At 65.6% G+C, this 3025-nt stretch carries 4 protein-coding genes and 1 pseudogene; 4 read left to right on the top strand and 1 reads right to left on the bottom strand.

All coding sequences use genetic code 11. The annotated features are described in order from the left end of the window. Positions 1-177: 177 nt before the first annotated feature. On the bottom strand, positions 178-552 hold the full coding sequence (locus tag AC1DY5_RS49440) for a Rieske (2Fe-2S) protein (RefSeq protein WP_478121639.1): 375 nt from the start codon (positions 550-552) through the stop codon (positions 178-180). Positions 553-801: 249 nt separating this feature from the next. Here AC1DY5_RS49440 and AC1DY5_RS49435 point away from each other — a divergent pair, with 249 nt between their 5' ends. The 4 genes and pseudogenes from AC1DY5_RS49435 to AC1DY5_RS49420 form a co-directional block, all read left to right on the top strand. Then, positions 802-1839, top strand: coding sequence for an AraC family transcriptional regulator (locus AC1DY5_RS49435; RefSeq protein WP_478121638.1), 1038 nt, complete (start codon positions 802-804; stop codon positions 1837-1839). A 213-nt stretch (positions 1840-2052) separates the two neighbouring features. Continuing rightward, a pseudogene (locus AC1DY5_RS49430) lies at positions 2053-2163 on the top strand (LuxR C-terminal-related transcriptional regulator); the annotation flags it as partial. 137 nt (positions 2164-2300) lie between these two features. Then, positions 2301-2456, top strand: coding sequence for a hypothetical protein (locus tag AC1DY5_RS49425; protein ID WP_478121637.1), 156 nt, complete (start codon positions 2301-2303; stop codon positions 2454-2456). 51 nt (positions 2457-2507) lie between these two features. Next, positions 2508-3025, top strand: a 518-nt coding sequence (locus AC1DY5_RS49420; protein ID WP_478121636.1) for a 3-keto-5-aminohexanoate cleavage protein, incomplete at its 3' end; no start/stop codon positions are given.

Here is a 3025-nt window from a genome sequence, read left to right as displayed (position 1 = left end):
CGTGGATCCACTGGTCATCGCCCGTGCAGTGGGCGAAATGGTCGATGCGCGGCTGGTCGAGCAGCGCAGGGGTCGAGCAGCCGAAGTCGTGACCGAGATGGTCATGCAAGGTGTCGACGCGAAAGTTTGAAGGACAGGCCATTGGAGGGCTCCGGGTAGAAGGGTTTGAAATGGAAGTCAGTCGGCCGCAGCGCCGAGGTCGACCTCGACGCKGCCGCGGTGGAAGCGAACCGGGTAGGTGTGCAAGGCGAAGCCGCCCGCGCCGCGCATACAACCGGTCGCGAGGTCAAAGCGCAGGCCGTGCGCGGGGCACTTGATCGTGGTGCCGTCGAGTTCGCCCGCCGCGAGCGACGCGCCGGCATGCGGGCAACTGTCGGCGATCGCGTGCACGGCGCCGTCGATGCGGAACAGCGCGATCTCATGACCGCCGCGGCGTGCGAACCAGCGCCCGCCCTCGCCCAGGTCCTGTTCGCCGAGCACATCGGTCCACTGTGCGCATTCGGCAGTGACGTACGTTGGCCCGCTGGCGCAGGGGTGATTGAAATTCGACATGGCGTTCAGGCCGGCTGGTGGGCACCGTCGAGGCAATGGCGTGCCGTGTCCCGCTCATAGCCGCGCGACGCCAGCACCGGCGTGGGTGATTGGGCTTGGTCGTGTTCCATCGGATGTCTCCTGAAGTTGGTGCTGCGGGTGTCTTCACGTCGCAGCCGGTTCGAGGAGTGATTGTTCCGATTGGGGGATTTGCCGATTGACCAACGGTGCCACGCATTTAACCTACGAGGACAACCTAGGGCTAACCCCATGTCGCATCTCGTGCGCAGCGCCAGCCTCACCAACTACCCCGAGGTGGCGCGTGCGGCCGGGCTCGACCCGTTGGCCCTGCTGGCCGATGTGGGTCTGAACCCGGCCTGCCTGCACGATCCCGATCTGCGTATCCCCAGCGGGGCAGTGAGGGACCTGCTCGAGGCCTCGGCGACCGTCAGCGGACTGGACAACTTCGGCTTGCGCATGGCCGAGACGCGGCAGCTTTCGAACCTCGGGGCGGTGGCGCTGGTAGCGCGCGAGGAACCCACGGTGCGCCGCGTCGTCACGGCGCTGACGCGCTACAGCCATGTGCTCAACGAATCGCTGTTCCTGAAACTCGACGAGGCCGACGGCATTGCGGTAATTCGCGAGGAGCTTCTTGTCGGTCAGGGCGGCTCATCCCGACAAGCGACGGAACTGATGGTCGGGGTCATATTCCGCAATCTGAAGTTCTTTCTCGGACCCGCATGGAACCCGCTGCGGGTCTGCTTCGTGCACGCGCCGCCGCGCGACCTGAGCCTGCACTTCCGAATCTTCGGCTATGCCATCAACTTCGGACAGGACTTCAACGGGCTCGTTTGCACCACGCGCGACATGGACGCACCGAATCCGATGGCCGATCCGGTGATGGCGCGCTACGCGCGCCAGATTCTCGGATCCACGAGCGGTTCGGGCCGCATGAGCGCGGTCGACAACGTGCGCCACATCCTGCTCGTACTGCTGCCTTCGGGTCAGTGCTCGATCGACCAGGTGGCTCAGCAGTTAGGCGTCCACAAGCGAACCGTTCATCGCCTTCTCTTGCGCGAGGGAACGACCTTTACGGACCTCGTGAACACCATCCGACGCGAACTGGCCGCGCAGTACGTCGACGACGGGACGCGCCCGCTGACGCAGATTGCCGAGCTGCTGGGCTTCTCGGCGCTGAGCGCTTTCTCGCGCTGGCACAAGCAGCAGTTCGGCGAAGTAGCCCTGCGTCGACGGCGTGCGGTCCTCGGTACAGAGCGACCGGCTCCGGGCCGATCGAGCGGCACCTAAGGTCGGCATCTATTTGGGCTCCAACACGAGCCTCGAATGACTCGTGTGGGCCCACAGCTGACATTCAGGTGCAGGTTAGGTCATCCGGTACGCTGTCCTGGAGGGCCAGGGCCGCGTCGACTGGTGTAAGCAGCACTAGGCGTACCGGCACGGCGCGGCCAGCCGGCCCGGCCGCTGCCAGAGCGCGAGGCGCCGCGTCCGGCCGCCCCGCGCGGCATGGTGCTCACACCCGAGGAGCGCGAGGTCCTGGAATTGCTGGCGCGCAAGCTCTCCAACAAGGAGATCGGGCGTGCCAAGCAGGTCGGCGAGACCACCATCAAGTGGGGGCACCCTCCCGCAAGGAGGGGGCTCCAAGGCGCTTCAATCCCTATTCTCTCGTCTGTGAGGTCGCCGAGGCGGCCACTCTTATCACCAACGAGGCCCGGCGAAGGGCAAGCGAACCGCATCCCAGGAGACAAATCATGACCGCAACAACCCAGGCAGACACGGTTCAGGGCGCACCCGCCGTCGTTTCGGCCGCAGCGCTGAAGACCTCGATCGAGGTGGAGCAGCTGACCTGCACCATCGGCGTCGAGCTGTCCAACGTCGACCTGGGCGCCGGCGAAGCGACGTTCTGACGTCACCCACCCCCGTCTCAACTCATTTTTCACGCAACAGAAGGACGAACCATGAACTTCCTCGACGGATCGCTGTTCCCCGAGAACCAGGACAAGCTGGTCATCACCGCCGCGCCCTACGGCCCCGAGTGGGTGCCTTCGGACTTCCCGCAGGACATCCCGGTCACCATGGAGCAACAGGTGCAGAAGGCGGTCGACTGCTACAACGCCGGCGCCACGGTGCTGCACCTGCACGTGCGCGAGCTCGACGGCAAGGGCTCCAAGCGCCTYTCSAWGTTCAACGAGCTGATYGCCGGCGTGCGCAAGGCCGTACCCGACATGATCATCCAAGTGGGCGGCTCGATCTCCTTCGCCCCTGAGACCGATGGCTCGTCCGCGAAGTGGCTGAAGGACGACACGCGGCACATGCTGGCCGAGCTCGACCCGAAGCCCGACCAGGTCACGGTCACCGTCAACACGACGCAGATGAACGTGCTGGAGCACATGGAGGCCGAGGACATCGCCGGCACCTCGCTGGCCGAGCCGGCGAACAACGCGGCCTACCGCGAGATGATCGTGCCCTCCGGGCC

This window comes from Variovorax sp. P4_D9, from assembly GCF_056401695.1.
The sequence above is the reverse complement of the archived record's forward strand: the minus strand, read 5'-3'. Positions and strand labels throughout refer to the sequence as shown.

Excerpts from the sequence above, each read along its gene's own strand:
- AC1DY5_RS49435 (WP_478121638.1), top strand. The coding sequence starts at position 802 with ATGTCGCATCTCGTGCGCAGCGCCAGCCTCACCAACTACCCCGAGGTG.
- AC1DY5_RS49425 (WP_478121637.1), top strand. The coding sequence starts at position 2,301 with ATGACCGCAACAACCCAGGCAGACACGGTTCAGGGCGCACCCGCCGTC.